General features: G+C 68.7%; 12 protein-coding genes. 6 read left to right on the top strand and 6 right to left on the bottom strand.

The genetic code is table 11. The features are described 5' to 3' along the window. Positions 1 to 97: 97 nt before the first annotated feature. Positions 98 to 616, top strand: coding sequence for an amino-acid N-acetyltransferase (locus tag AS25_RS00240; RefSeq protein WP_172644382.1), 519 nt, complete (start codon positions 98 to 100; stop codon positions 614 to 616). Here AS25_RS00240 and AS25_RS00235 read toward each other — a convergent pair. Next, the gene (locus AS25_RS00235) at positions 600 to 1,610 is read right to left on the bottom strand and encodes an HhH-GPD family protein (protein WP_156960851.1); all 1,011 of its coding nucleotides are present in this window, start codon (positions 1,608 to 1,610) and stop codon (positions 600 to 602) included. The two genes, AS25_RS00240 and AS25_RS00235, sit on opposite strands and share 17 nt — an antisense overlap. On the opposite strand from AS25_RS00235, the gene AS25_RS00230 reads away from it, so the two are divergent. Next, positions 1,609 to 2,334: a DUF4232 domain-containing protein gene (locus AS25_RS00230; protein ID WP_035959164.1), complete on the top strand. Its 726-nt coding sequence runs from the start codon at positions 1,609 to 1,611 to the stop codon at positions 2,332 to 2,334. The genes AS25_RS00235 and AS25_RS00230 overlap by 2 nt on opposite strands. Before the next feature lie 153 nt (positions 2,335 to 2,487). Here the strand turns inward: AS25_RS00230 and disA are convergent, their stop codons facing one another. From disA to AS25_RS00215, 3 genes are all read right to left on the bottom strand, one after another. Next, a complete protein-coding gene (gene disA / locus AS25_RS00225) occupies positions 2,488 to 3,564 on the bottom strand; it encodes a DNA integrity scanning diadenylate cyclase DisA (RefSeq protein ID WP_035959163.1) in 1,077 nt (358 codons plus the stop codon). 189 nt (positions 3,565 to 3,753) lie between these two features. Then, the gene (radA, locus tag AS25_RS00220) at positions 3,754 to 5,145 is read right to left on the bottom strand and encodes a DNA repair protein RadA (RefSeq protein WP_035959309.1); all 1,392 of its coding nucleotides are present in this window, start codon (positions 5,143 to 5,145) and stop codon (positions 3,754 to 3,756) included. A 57-nt stretch (positions 5,146 to 5,202) separates the two neighbouring features. Then, entirely contained in the window at positions 5,203 to 6,360 is a 1,158-nt protein-coding gene (locus AS25_RS00215) for an FUSC family protein (protein WP_035959161.1), read from the bottom strand. Between the two features lie 252 nt (positions 6,361 to 6,612). On the opposite strand from AS25_RS00215, the gene pstS reads away from it, so the two are divergent. From pstS to pstB, 4 genes are all read left to right on the top strand, one after another. Continuing rightward, the gene (gene pstS / locus AS25_RS00210) at positions 6,613 to 7,725 is read left to right on the top strand and encodes a phosphate ABC transporter substrate-binding protein PstS (RefSeq protein ID WP_035959158.1); all 1,113 of its coding nucleotides are present in this window, start codon (positions 6,613 to 6,615) and stop codon (positions 7,723 to 7,725) included. A gap of 149 nt (positions 7,726 to 7,874) precedes the next feature. Next, complete coding sequence (gene pstC / locus AS25_RS00205; protein WP_035959156.1) at positions 7,875 to 8,822, top strand: phosphate ABC transporter permease subunit PstC; 948 nt, start codon at positions 7,875 to 7,877, stop codon at positions 8,820 to 8,822. Beyond that, positions 8,822 to 9,937 (top strand): phosphate ABC transporter permease PstA, encoded by a 1,116-nt coding sequence (gene pstA, locus AS25_RS00200; RefSeq protein ID WP_035959152.1) that lies wholly within the window; start codon positions 8,822 to 8,824, stop codon positions 9,935 to 9,937. The genes pstC and pstA overlap by 1 nt, the downstream gene beginning before the upstream one ends. A 36-nt stretch (positions 9,938 to 9,973) precedes the next feature. Continuing rightward, complete coding sequence (pstB, locus tag AS25_RS00195; RefSeq protein WP_035959148.1) at positions 9,974 to 10,753, top strand: phosphate ABC transporter ATP-binding protein PstB; 780 nt, start codon at positions 9,974 to 9,976, stop codon at positions 10,751 to 10,753. Between the two features lie 208 nt (positions 10,754 to 10,961). On the opposite strand, the gene AS25_RS00190 is transcribed toward pstB, so the two are convergent. Together AS25_RS00190 and AS25_RS00185 are read right to left on the bottom strand one after the other, a co-directional pair. Next, positions 10,962 to 11,993, bottom strand: a complete 1,032-nt coding sequence (locus tag AS25_RS00190) for an inorganic phosphate transporter (protein WP_035959146.1) — start codon at positions 11,991 to 11,993, stop codon at positions 10,962 to 10,964. 6 nt (positions 11,994 to 11,999) lie between these two features. Beyond that, positions 12,000 to 12,617, bottom strand: a complete 618-nt coding sequence (locus tag AS25_RS00185; RefSeq protein ID WP_035959144.1) for a hypothetical protein — start codon at positions 12,615 to 12,617, stop codon at positions 12,000 to 12,002. Between the last annotated feature and the right edge of the window lie 21 nt (positions 12,618 to 12,638).

Here is a 12,638-nt window from a genome sequence, read left to right as displayed (position 1 = left end):
CGGCACCGCGGCGCCTCCGCGAGCGGGCGGCGTCGTCGACCACAACGGTCGGCGACGCCGCCCGCCCGCGTTCGCACGGACGCGTACAGTCGTGGGCATGGTAGAGATCCGCATCCGCCCCGCCCGGACCTCGGACGTCCACGGCATCAAGGAGCTCGTGGCGCCCATGGCGGCCGAGCGCATCCTGATCACCAAGGACACGGTGACGTACTTCGAGAGCATCCAGGAGTTCGTGGTCGCGGAGGACGACGCCGGGAACCTCGTGGGCTGCGGGGCCCTGCACGTGATGTGGGAGGACCTCGCGGAGGTGCGCACCCTGGCCACGTCTCCGGCGGCGCGCGGTCACGGCGTGGGCGGGCTGATGATCGAGGAACTGCTGGCCCGTGCGGCCCGGCTGGGGGTCGGCCGGGTCTTCTGCCTGACCTTCGAGGTGGCGTTCTTCGCGCGGCACGGATTCGCCGTGATGGAGAACCAGGAGACCATCGAACCCGAGGTCTTCGCCGAGCTGTTGCGCTCCCATGACGAGGGCGTGGCGGAGTTCCTGGACCTGGCCCGGGTCAAACCCAACACGCTGGGCAACACGCGGATGATCCGCGCGATCACCCCGGAAGTCTGACCGCGCCGTCGTCCGCGGTGGCCAGACCGTCCGCGAGCAGTCCGTTCAATGCGCGCTCCCGTTGTTCGGCGGGCGCGGGCAGCCGCCACAGGGCTCCGAGCCGTTCGATCACCACGGCGGGCGGGGCCGCGTGCGCCCCGGCGATCTGTTCCGAGCCCGCGAGGTCCGCGAGCAGCAACCGCGCGGGCACGGGCTCGTCCGCGGCGCGCAGCACCGCCATCATGGCCCCGCGGACCTGGCGGTCCGTGCCGTGCCACGACTGGCCCCTGGGCGTCTCCTGCGCGGGAGGGCTGCCCGCCGCGACCCACGCGCAGTCCCGCCGCACGGGGCACTCGTCGCAGCGCGGGGAACGCGCGGTGCAGATCAGCGCCCCCAGCTCCATCACGGCCTGGTTCCACGCGACCGATTCCGCGACGTCCTGCGGCAGGACGTCCTGCGCCAACCGGGTCTCCGCCGCGGTGAGGGAACGGGACGGCAGGGCCCGCCCGGAGAACACCCGGGCCTCGACCCGGCGGATGTTCGTGTCCACGACCGTGTGGCGCTGACCGAACGCGAACACGGCCACTGCCGCCGCGGTGTACGCGCCGATCCCGGGCAATGCCAACAGCTGTGCGTGGTCCTCGGGCACCCGCCCGTCGTGCTCCGCGGCGATGTTCTGGGCAGCCGCGTGCAGCCGCAGCGCGCGGCGCGGGTAGCCGAGCCTGTCCCACGCGCGCAGGACCTCCGCGGGCGACGCCGCCGCGAGATCGCCCGGTTCCGGCCACTGTTCGAGCCACCGGCGCCACACCGGCAGGACGCGCCCCACCGGGGTCTGCTGCAGCATGATCTCGCTCACGAAAACCTGCCACGGTGTGCGTTCGGGCGCGCGCCACGGCAGGTCGCGGGACGCCCGCCGGTACCACTCGATCACGGCTGCGTGAATGCCGTGAAGTCGCTCGTCGCGGGCTGATGTGCGGCTCGAGTTCATAACTGTCCACGGTAGCCTGGAGACCATGGCTTCCGGTTCCGAACAGCACGATCCCCCCACGTCCCCCGCGGAATCCGCGGACACCGGGGGCAGGCTCCCGGAGCACGTCTACCGGCGACGCCGCATGGTCGCGCTCGCCGTGATCGTCGCCCTGGTCTTGGCCCTGCTGTGGGCAGTGGTCTCGGGCGTGCGCGCACTCACGGCACCGGACGCCGACGACGCGAATGCCACGCAGCAGCCCGACGCTGCGGCGCAGCCGAGCACGGATCCCCAGAACAAGTTCGCGGACTTCACTGCCCGGCCCACACCGTCCGGGTCTGGTGCACCCCGCGCGTCCGGCAGCCCGAGTGCGAGCAGTACGGCGGCGCCGGAATGCGGCGCGGATCTGGCGGTGAGTGCTGCGACCGACGAACAGAGTTACGCGGCGGGCCAGAACCCGGTGCTCGAACTGACCCTCGAGAACACGGGCCAACACCCGTGCCGCGTGGATGCCGGTAGCAATCACATGGCCTTCGTGGTGACTTCCGGTGCGGACACCGTCTTCGATTCACGGCACTGCGCGGCGCCCGGCGAAAACCGCCAGATCACCCTGGACACGGGGCAGAAGGAGACCGCACGGCTCACGTGGAACCGGGTACGCACGGCGGAGGGCTGCCCGGCCGGCCAGTCCGAGGCGCTCGCCGGGTACTACAACCTCACGACGTCGCTCGGGGACATCACGAGCCAGCAGGCGGCCTTCAGCCTGCAGTGAGCGAGCAGCGGATCGTTCACGGTGCGGCATGCGGCATGCGGCACGCGACACGTGGCCGGATATGGCGATCGCTGGGCTCGGGCAGTCTTGGGCGATCCCCGGTGATGAGCGGGCAGCACGCGGGTTGCGTAGGAGACCGGGCCACCCGGACTGCTACATGAACCGTTCCAGCAGGCTCGTCTCCGCCATACGGGACAGGGACTCGCGCACGGTACGGGCACGCTGCTCGCCGATGCCCTCAACGGACATCAGATCCTCGAGGTTGGCGGCCATCAACGACTGCAGGCCGTCGAACTGGGCCACGAGCCGTTTCGCCACCGCACGCGGCATGGACTTGATGCCTTCGAGCAGCCGGTAACCGTGGGGGTGCAGATCCACCTCCAAGTTGCCCTGCGGCCCGGTGAGACCCGCGGCCACAGCGACCCGCTGCAGATCGATCAGTTCGGTGGAGGACAACCGGGCGAGGCGGTCCAGGGACTCCGTGATGACCTCGGTCGTGGTGGCCTCGGGCAGGTAGTCCCGCAGCACGACGCCGGGACCCGGCCCCGTGCCGGCCGTGAGCTCCTCGAGTTGCAATGAGATGAGGCGCCCGTCCGAGCCGAGTTCCAGGACGTACCACCCGATCTCATCCGAGATCCGGCGCACCATCTCCATGCGCTGCAGCGTCAGGGCCACGTCCCGGGCGGTCACGGCGGCTTCGATCTCGAGCGCCGAGAGGCTGCCCAGGACCTGCTCGAGGCGGTTGCTGTAGTGCTCCAGGGTCTGCAGGGCCTGGTTCGCGCGGGCCATGATGGCCTGGGAACCGTCGATCGCGTAGCGGTAATCGGCCACGTAGATCGTGATGACGCTCATGGACTGGCTGACCGAGATCACGGGCACACCGGTCTGCTTGGCGGTGCGTTCGGCGGAACGGTGACGCGTGCCGGACTCCTGGGTGCGGATGGACGCGTCCGGCATGAGCTGGACCCCGGCCTTGAGGATGCGGGTGGCGTCCTTGTCGCACACGATCGCCCCGTCCATCTTGGCGAGTTCGCGCAACTTGGTGGGGGTGAATTCGGTGTCGATGTCGAACCCACCCGAACACAGCGACTCCACGGAGCGGTCGAAACCGAGCACGATGAGCGCGCCCGTTCGGCCCCGGAGGATGCGCTCCAACCCCGTCCTCAGTTCGGTACCGGGGGAGACCCTGGCCAGGGCCCGTCTCAGGGCAGTCTCGTGCGATTTCACCACGGCCTCATTCTATGTGCGCTCGCACGGCCCGAATGCCAACATGCCCCGCGCGGCATGTGTGCTCGGGCTCGGCCCTGCCGCGGCGAGCTCGTCCCCTGCGATGTCGCCTGCAGTCCTGCCGCGGCGGACTCGGCCGTACCGCGCCGGACTCAGCCCTGCCGCGCCGAACTCGGCCGTACCGCGTCGGACTCAGCCCTGCCGCGGCGGGAAGAGCAACTCCATGGCCTGTGAGACGGTGGTGACCTCACGCACGGAGAAGCCCGGCGGGATCTTGCCGGGTCCGTTGGGGGACGCCGGGACCACGGCGTGGGTGAAGCCCAACCGGGCGACCTCCTGGATCCGGCGATTGATCTCGGGCACGGGGCGGACCTCACCGGCCAGTCCGATCTCCCCGAAGCACACGAGCCGCTGGGGCAGTGGCCGGTCCTGCGCGGCCGACGCGAGCGCCATGCACACCGCGAGGTCCGTGGCGGGTTCGGTGAGCCGCACACCACCCACCGTGGACACGTAGCAGTCCATGGTCGCGAGGGCCACGCCCGCCCGGCGCTGCAACACCGCGAGCAGCATGGCTACCCGGGAACCATCCAGGCCGGAGGTGGCCCGGCGGGGTTGCGCGGTGCTGGACTTGTCCAGCAGGGCCTGGACCTCCGCGAGCAGCGGCCTGCGCCCCTCCACGGTGACACTCAGGCACGTGCCCGCGACCGGGACGGGGGTGCGGGAGACGAACAGGCCGGACGGGTCCGAGACCGAGCGGATGCCGTTCTCCTCGAGGTCGAAGCAGCCCACCTCGTCCGTGGGGCCGAACCGGTTCTTCACGGCCCGCAACAAGCGGATGCGCGAGTGCTTGTCCCCCTCGAACTGACACACGACGTCCACGAGGTGTTCGAGCAACCGGGGACCGGCGATCGAACCCTCCTTGGTCACGTGTCCCACGAGCAGGGTGGTCATGTTCCGGGTCTTGGCGGCGTGGATAAGGCTCGCGGCGACCTCCCGCACCTGGCTCACCCCGCCCGCCGACCCCTCGATCTCCGGGCTCGCCAGGGTCTGCACAGAGTCCACGATCAACAGTTCCGGTTTCAGGGCCTCGACCTGCGCGAGCGCCGCGGAGAGGTCGGTCTCCGCCGTGAGGTACAGCTTTTCCGAGAGGGCATCGATGCGTTCGGCCCGCAGTTTGACCTGCGCCGCTGACTCCTCCCCGGTCACGTACAACACGGTGCGGGGATCGGGCCCGCCCGCGACCTTGGCGGCCGCGTCCAACAGCAGCGTGGACTTGCCCACACCGGGTTCCCCCGCGAGCAGGATGACCGCACCGGGCACGAGTCCTCCGCCCAGGACGCGGTCGAACTCGGTGACGCGCGTGGGGGTGAACCGGGCCACCGAGGAATCCACCTGGCCGATGGGTTGCGCGGGCACCGCGACCGTGGCCGCGGCCCGGGTGCGCCCGTGTTCCTGGTCCGTGGAGATCTCCTGCACGGTGCCCCAGGACTGGCACTCACCGCACCGGCCCACCCATTTGGCCGTGGTCCAGCCGCATTCCGTGCACCGGTAGGAAACGGACGGCTTCCGGGTCTTCGCGCTCATGCTGTCACCGTAGGGGGCGGATCCGACGCGCATAAGCGGCACGGATCCGTGGCTTGGTCACCGACCGCCCAGCGTGGGCAGGTACCGGATCGCCTCCTCGTGGGTGAGCCCGGTGGACTCCAAAAGGTCCACGACCAGCGGGCGGATCAGCAGCACTAGCGCCTCGCCCTCCATGGTCCGCACACCCATGAGCCCGGGTTCCAGGCGACCGGCCACGGAGATCAGTTCGTTGCGCGTCTGGCGCAGATAGCTCTCACGGGTCTGGGGATGACTCACGGAGAACGTGTGACCCAGGCTGAGAATGGCGTCGGAGAGATCGGCGAGGGTCTCGGAGAGGGAGGCCACGGCGTCGTCGGACAGGGAGACGCGGTTGAGGACGGACGCGAGGCGGCGGGCGAACACGCGCGAGTTACGCACGGCAAGGTCTACGTACCGGATGCTCTCGCTCAGGTCGTCGATCTCGCGGCGGTGCCGGCGGTGCAGGGGGGAGGCGTGGGCGATCTCCCGGGAGGCCGTGAGCCCCGAGCGCACCGAGTCCACGAACGGCTGCGTCTGACGAGCCCGCACGAGGGCGTGCCACGCGAGGCGCGAATCGGTGTCCGAGACCGCGCGGGAACAGTCCGCGAGCACCTGGGTGAACTCCACGATGAGCTTGCTGAGGTCCTGGCGCGGCTCGCGGCGCGGGTCCTGGGGGATCACGTACGCGAGGAGCAGTGCGCACAGACACCCCACCACGGCGTCGAGGGACCGCGCGAACACGCCGTCCTGCGACGGCGGGAGGAGCACCACCAGCACGGACTGCAGCCCCATCTGCGTGGTGAAGATCGCGCCGTTGTCCAGGAACCGGGCGAGCAACAGGGACAGGAGCAACACGATGGCCGCTTGCCACTCACCGTGGCCCAGGACGTGGATGAGCAGATCGCCCATCACGATCCCCAGGGTGCACCCGATCGAGACCTCCAGCACCCGGCGGTAGCGCAACCCGCCCTTGGCGTACCCCAGGGACACGAGCGCGGCGGTCGCGGCGAAGATGGGGCCGTGATGGCCCAGCAGCCGTTCCGCGATCACGTACGCGCCCACGGCCGCCACGGTCATCTGCACGGCCTGGAAGAAACCGGACGTCATGCGTGCCCAGCCGGAGCGCCCGCGCTTGCCCACGACCTCGGGAACACGGCGGAATCGGGAGCGGTGCTGAGCTGCTTCCGAGGACGCCATGGCTCCCATCCTAGGCGGGCGCATCGGACGGACGTGTACCGTGCGGGACGCGTGACCGGGCGGCGTCGTGGCACGGGGTGGCGGCGGTCACGGGGGTTGTTAACCGCCAGTTCACCTTCCCGGCCGAATCTGTCAATATCGCCTGCCTACGGTGATTCCCGGGCGCGTTGCGGACGCAGCGGCGATGGACGCCATGACCCGGCCGTCCACACCCACCGGGTTAGCCGGTTCACGCTTTCGAAGGGAAAAACAGTGAAGGTTTCGCATGTCGGCCGTTCGGCCGCAGTCCTGGCCATTGGTGCCCTCGCTCTGACCGCTTGCGGTTCCGACAACGCCACCGGCAACGCCAACAGCGGCGGGGGCTCGGGCGAAAGCAGCGGCGTGTCCGGCACGCTGACCGGCATCGGGGCGTCCTCCCAGCAGGCCGCCATGACCGCGTGGCAGAACGGCTTCCAGTCCGCCAACAGCGGCTCCACCGTGCAGTACTCCCCGGACGGCTCCGGCGCCGGGCGCAAGGCCTTCCTGGCGGGCGGCGCGAACTTCGCCGGCTCGGACGCCTACCTCTCCGACGACGAGGTCGAGCAGGCCAAGCAGCAGTGCGGCCCCGACGGCGCCATGGACCTGCCGGTCTACATCTCCCCGATCTCCGTGGCGTTCAACCTGCCCGGTATCGAGTCCCTGAACCTGGACGCCCCCACCATCGCCAAGATCTTCAAGGGTGAGATCAAGCGCTGGAACGCGGAGCAGATCAAGCAGCAGAACCCGGACGCCGACCTCCCGGACACCCCGATCACCGTGGTCCACCGCAGCGATGACTCCGGGACCACCGAGAACTTCACCGACTACCTGCACAAGGCCGCTCCGCAGGAGTGGACTAAGGACCCGGCTCAGGCCTGGCCCTCCGAGTACGCGGCGGAGAACAACAAGGGCACCTCCGGCGTGGTCTCCACGACCTCCGGCACCGAGGGTGCCGTGACCTACGCGGACTCCTCCGCCGTGGGCGATCTCGGCACCGCCGCGATCAAGGTGGGCGACCAGTACGTGACCCACTCGCCCGAGGCCGCCGCGAAGGCCGTCGAGGTCTCCGCCCAGGCCGAGGGCCGCGGCGAGCACGACCTCGCGATCGACATCGAGCGCGACACCAAGGAATCCGGTGCGTACCCGCTCGTGCTGATCTCCTACCACATCGTGTGCTCCCAGTACGACTCCCAGGGGACCGCGGACCTGGTCAAGGCCTTCGAGAACTACGTGATCTCCGAGGACGGGCAGAAGGCCGCTGCGGACTCCGCCGGTTCCGCCCCGCTGAGCCAGACCCTGCGCGACCAGGCCAAGGCGGCCGTGGACTCCATCACCGCGAAGGGCTGATCCGCCCCGACGACGTGTGAGTGCGGCGCCGGCGTGTTATCGCGCGTCGGCGCCGCAGCCACGCACGCGGTCATCTCGGACCGTCACGTCCTATGCTGTCCGAGGCCACCGCTCAGCTCGTTCCACACCTTGATCGAAGGGACTGGTCCATGTCCACCACCATCAGCGCACAGAAACCGGGGACCCGGCAGTCCTCGGCCGGACGTGCCGGTGACTCCGTCTTCTCCGGACTCAGCCTGGCCGCGGGCATCCTGATCTTCGCGGTGCTCGCGGCCGTCGCACTGTTCCTGTTGCTGCAGGCGCTGCCCACGTTCGCCGCCCCCGCCGAGGAGATCACCGGTGGGCAGGGCTTCTTCCACTACATCTGGCCGCTCATCGTGGGCACGCTCATCGCCGCGGTGATCGCCCTGCTGATCGCCACGCCCGTGGGCATCCTGGTGGCGCTCTACATCTCCCACTACGCACCGGCCAAGGTGTCCAAGCCGGTGGGCTACGTGATCGACCTGCTCGCGGCCATCCCGTCCGTGATCTACGGTGCGTGGGGTGCCACGGTGCTGGCACCGGCGCTGGTGCCGCTGTACAACTGGCTCGCCGAGAACCTGGGCTTCATCCCGATCTTCGACGGGCCCGCGTCCCAGACGGGTAAGACCATGCTCACCGCGGGCATCGTGCTGGCCATCATGATCCTGCCGATCATCACGTCCATGTCCCGCGAGATCTTCACGCAGACCCCCAAGCTCCATGAGGAGGCCGCGCTGGCCCTGGGCGCCACCCGTTGGGAGATGATCCGGATGTCCGTGCTGCCGTTCGCGCGCCCCGGGATCATCTCCTCGATCATGCTGGCCCTGGGCCGTGCGCTCGGCGAGACCATGGCGGTGGCCCTGGTGCTCTCCTCCGGGCCGATGATCGCGTCCCTGATCAAGTCCGGTAACCAGACGATCGCCGCGGAGATCGCGCTGAACTTCCCCGAGGCCTACGGCCTGCGGTTGTCCGAACTGATCGCGGCCGGTCTGGTGCTGTTCCTGATCACCCTCGTGGTCAACATGATCGCCCGCGCCATCATCGCTCGCTACAAGGAATTCTCGGGGGCCAACTGATGACCACGTCCACCCAACTCGGAACCTCACCCGTCCGCCAGTCCAAGCTCACCCGCGGTCAGCGCCCCAAGTGGCTCGTCCCGGTCATCGGTGTGGCCGCGATCGTGGCGGGTGCGGCGCTCGCCGCCCTGGTGGGCTTCAGCATCGCCCTGTGGGCCCTGTTCGCCGCCGTGATCTTCCTGGTGGTCGGCCCGTTGGCCGTGGGCCTGATCGAGGGCTCTCGTTCCGGCACCGACTCGCTCATGACCTTCCTGGTCTACGCCGCCTTCATCCTCGCCGTGATCCCGCTGATATCGGTGATCTGGACGGTTCTCGTCAACGGCATCCCCGGACTGACCTCCAACATGTTGTTCACCTCCATGAACGGGGTCACGGGCTTCCATGACAACCAGGCGGATGCTCCCGGCAGCGTGATCGGTGGTGCGTACCACGCGATCGTCGGCACGGTGTCCATCACCTTCTGGGCCACGCTCATGTCCGTGCCCGTGGGTCTGCTCACCGCGATCTACCTCGTGGAGTACTCCCGCGGTGGCTGGCTCGGCAAGGCCATCACGTTCTTCGTGGACGTCATGACCGGCATCCCGTCCATCGTGGCGGGTCTGTTCGCAGCCGCCTTGTTCGGCATGATCTTCGGCCCGTCCACCCGTACCGGGTTCGTGGCAGCGGTTGCGTTGACCGTGCTGATGATCCCCACGGTGGTCAAGAACACCGAGGAGATGCTGCGGATCGTGCCCAACGAACTGCGCGAGGCGTCCTACGCGCTGGGCGTGCGCAAGTGGCGGACCATCCTCAAGGTGGTCATCCCCACGGCCATCTCGGGTATCGCCTCGGGTGTCACCCTCGCGATCGCCCGTGTGATCGGTGAGACGGCGCCGCTGCTCGTGACCGCGGGTTTCGCCACGGCCATCAACTGGAACTCGTTCTCCGGCTGGATGACCACGCTGCCCACGTTCATCTACTACCAGATCATGACGCCCACCTCGCCCACGAACCCCGATCCGTCCCTGCAGCGGGCCTGGGCCGCGGCGCTGATCCTGATCGTGATCGTGATGCTGCTCAACCTCGTGGCACGCTTGATCGCCAGGGCCTTCGCTCCCAAGACCGCCGGCCGCTGAGCGCCGACCGACCACCCGATCTAAGGAAACACACCCATGTCGAAACGCATCGACGTCGAAAACCTCAACGTCTACTACGGCGATTTCCTGGCGGTCCAGGACGTCAGCATGAACATCGAACCCCGCTCGGTCACCGCGTTCATCGGTCCTTCCGGTTGTGGCAAGTCCACGTTCCTGCGCACCCTCAACCGCATGCACGAGGTGATCCCGGGTGCCTACGCCCAGGGCAAGGTGCTGCTGGACGGGGACGACCTCTACGGCAAAGGCGTGGACCCCGTGACCGTGCGCTCCATGGTGGGCATGGTGTTCCAGCGCCCCAACCCGTTCCCCACGATGTCCATCCGGGACAACGTGCTCGCGGGCGTGAAGCTCAACAACAAGCGCATCTCCAGCAAGGACGCGGACGATCTCGTGGAGAGCTCCCTGCGCGGCGCGAACCTCTGGAACGAGGTCAAGGACCGCCTGGACAAGCCCGGTTCGGGTCTCTCCGGCGGTCAGCAGCAGCGTTTGTGCATCGCCCGCGCGATCGCGGTCAAGCCGGACGTGATCCTCATGGACGAGCCGTGCTCCGCGCTGGACCCCATCTCCACACTCGCGATCGAGGACCTGATCAACGAGATCAAGACCGATTACACCGTGGTGATCGTGACCCACAACATGCAGCAGGCGTCTCGTGTGTCGGACAAGACCGCGTTCTTCAACATCGAGGGCACGGGCAAGCCCGGCCGTCTGATCGAGTACGCGCCCACCACGGACATCTTCAACAACCCGCAGAAGAAGGACACCGAGGACTACGTGTCCGGCCGCTTCGGCTGATCCGCGTCCTCGCGCACGCGAACGGTGCCCTCCAGGACGGAGGGCGCCGTTCGTGTTCCGGCCCCGGGGGTACGACGGCGCTCCGGCCGGACCCGGGGGTACGACGACGCACGCACCGGGAGCGCGCAGCGATCCGCACCGTGCGACGTCGTCAGCCTCCGCGTGCCCCCGATCGTGACGCGTGCCCCGAGCGAACCGCGGGTACGGATCAGGCCGCGGGGACCTGGATCAGCGGGGAGGCCGCCAGGAACAGGATGGCGGAGACCAGGCCGCACACGGGGACCGTGGCGACCCACGAGGCGATGACCCGCAGCACGGTGGCGTGATACACGGTGCGGAACTTCTGGGCGGAACCCGCGCCCAGGATCGCTGCGGTGGTGGTCTGGGACGTAGAGAGCGGAATGGGGGAGAGGAACCCCCCTACGAACAGCAGGGCGCCGGACACCGTTTGCGCCGCCGCTCCGCGCAGGGGATCCAGCGTCACGATGCGTGCGGAGAGGGTGTAGGAGATCCGCCAGCCGCCCAGCAGGGTACCGAACGCGAGACACGCCCCCACGAGCACCGTGAGCCACACGGGGATGCTGTCCCGGGAGAGGTTGGGGTTCACGATCAGCAGGAGGACCAAGAGGATCCACAGCGTGCGCCGGGCGTGCTGGATCCCGTGTCCGAAGTGAATGGCCGCGGCACCCGTGGCCTGCACGACCCCGGCGCGGAAGTTCACGCGTCCCGGGGTCTCGTGGCGTACCAGGTACACGATGGGCACGACCAGCAGGAACGCGAGCCCGAACGCGATCACGGGGGAGATCAGCAGGGGCAGCAGCACGTTCCAGGAGAAGTAGGAGCCCATGGCCAGGTGCTCGTCGTAGAGCCCCGCGGCGCGTGCTCCGAGCAGAGCACCCACCACGGCGCCGCCGATCGCGGCGGTGGAGGACGTGGGCATGCGCCACCACCACGTGAGGAGGTCCCACCCGATGGCCGTGAACAGGGCGCACAACAGGGCCACCACGCCCGCGTCGTTGAGGGGGATGGGGATCTCGAACGAGATCAGCCGGTCCAGGACCAGCCCCACCAGGAGGGCGCCCATGAGGTTGAACACCGCTCCGGTCCACAGGGCCACACGGGGTGTCAGGGCGTTGAACCGTACGGGCAGGGCCACGGCGTTGGAGGCGTCGTGGAAACCGTTGACGACCGTTAAGACCAGGGTCAGGAGGATGCCTACGACGGCCAGTAACTCTGTCACGGCGAGTCAGGACTCTGCCACGAGGATCCGGCCCACCTCTGCGGAGACCTGGCCCAGGGCGCGTGCGGCATCGAAGAGCTGGCGGGCGGCGTCCATGCGGCGGATGGCCTGGGCCGTCTTGAACTGATCCAGCAAGCTCGCGCGGTACACCCGGTGGGTCCGTTCGGCCTGGCGCGTGAGACGGATCATCTCGAACCAGTAGTCGTCCAGCTCGTTCAAGCTGGTCAGCCGGCCCATGGCCTTGGTGGTCATGAGCGACATGTGCTGGATCACCGCGAGCTGCTCGGTCGCGTGCGAGGTGGGCCGCTCCAGCTTGTACAGCTGGTGGGTCTCGGCACTCGCCACGAGGCACTGGACGGCTCGCAACAGCCACTGCCCCAAGATGTAGACGTCCTGACGCGGGATGGGCACCACGTACGAGGAGCGCGTGGTGGTCATCAGGGAGAAGTAAAGGTTGGTGCAGCGGTCCTCGGTGTCCAGGAGGTCCGTGATGGGGCGCTGCCAGGTCTTGTCGATCTGCCCGATGTGTTCGGCGAGCTGATCCACCGCGGTGCCCACGCACTGGGACATCTGGACCAGGAGCTCGGTCACCCGCTCGTCCTCCGGGAAGATCCGAAAGGCCATCCGTTTCGTCCTCCCGTTGAA

The sequence above is a fragment of the Kocuria marina genome (assembly GCF_000786655.1).
GTDB classification, from domain to species: domain Bacteria; phylum Actinomycetota; class Actinomycetes; order Actinomycetales; family Micrococcaceae; genus Kocuria; species Kocuria marina_A.
Note: the sequence above shows the minus strand (reverse complement) of the source record. Positions and strands in the feature narration are given on the sequence as shown.

Coding starts and splice junctions, on each gene's coding strand:
- pstA (WP_035959152.1), top strand. CDS start 8,822: ATGACCACGTCCACCCAACTCGGAACCTCACCCGTCCGCCAGTCCAAG.
- pstC (WP_035959156.1), top strand. CDS start 7,875: ATGTCCACCACCATCAGCGCACAGAAACCGGGGACCCGGCAGTCCTCG.
- AS25_RS00215 (WP_035959161.1), bottom strand. CDS start 6,360: ATGGCGTCCTCGGAAGCAGCTCAGCACCGCTCCCGATTCCGCCGTGTT.
- AS25_RS00235 (WP_156960851.1), bottom strand. CDS start 1,610: ATGGTCTCCAGGCTACCGTGGACAGTTATGAACTCGAGCCGCACATCA.
- AS25_RS00230 (WP_035959164.1), top strand. CDS start 1,609: ATGGCTTCCGGTTCCGAACAGCACGATCCCCCCACGTCCCCCGCGGAA.
- radA (WP_035959309.1), bottom strand. CDS start 5,145: ATGAGCGCGAAGACCCGGAAGCCGTCCGTTTCCTACCGGTGCACGGAA.
- AS25_RS00185 (WP_035959144.1), bottom strand. CDS start 12,617: ATGGCCTTTCGGATCTTCCCGGAGGACGAGCGGGTGACCGAGCTCCTG.
- pstB (WP_035959148.1), top strand. CDS start 9,974: ATGTCGAAACGCATCGACGTCGAAAACCTCAACGTCTACTACGGCGAT.
- AS25_RS00240 (WP_172644382.1), top strand. CDS start 98: ATGGTAGAGATCCGCATCCGCCCCGCCCGGACCTCGGACGTCCACGGC.